Origin of the sequence: Sphingomonas sp. 66-10 (assembly GCF_001897045.1) — a bacterium.
GTDB classification, from domain to species: Bacteria; Pseudomonadota; Alphaproteobacteria; order Sphingomonadales; family Sphingomonadaceae; genus Sphingomonas; species Sphingomonas lycopersici.
Window position 1 is genome coordinate 14,349 of sequence record NZ_MKRR01000023.1, and the last position, 521, is coordinate 14,869.

A 521-nucleotide genomic window follows, 5' to 3' on the forward strand; every position below is an offset into this window, starting at 1 on the left:
GAGAGCACCACCGATCTGGCGTGGGACGGGCAAGGCACGATCCACGAACTCGGCGAGCTGCTCGCCGAATCGACGCGCTTCGATCATGAACCCGGCCTGTGCATCGCCGACGTCGATTGCGAGCGGCTGGCGCAGGAGCGCGCGCGGTTCGGCACGTTCAACGACGCCGCCGCCTTCGCCGGCCACCCCGAGGCGCGCTTCCGCCGCGTCGAATTCGCGCATGCGCCCGATTTCGCCGATGTCGGGTTGCGCCGCCCGCTGCGGCGCTTCCCGTTCGTACCCAACAATCCCGAGAAGCGCGACGCGGATTGCTACGAGGCCTTCAACATCCAGGTCGAGGGACTGGCCAAGCGGCTCGAGGCGACCGGGGCGAAGCGGCTGGTGATCGGTGTCTCGGGCGGGCTCGATTCGACCCACGCGCTGATCGTCGCCGCCAAGGCGCTCGACCGGCTCGGGCGGCCCCGCGCGGACATTCTGGGCATCACCATGCCCGGCTTCGCGACCAGCGACGCCACCAAGTC

At 69.9% G+C, this 521-nt stretch carries 1 pseudogene; it reads left to right on the top strand.

The window, feature by feature from the left end:
- Window positions 1–521 (top strand): annotated as a pseudogene (gene nadE / locus BGN95_RS02935) (NAD(+) synthase); the annotation flags it as partial.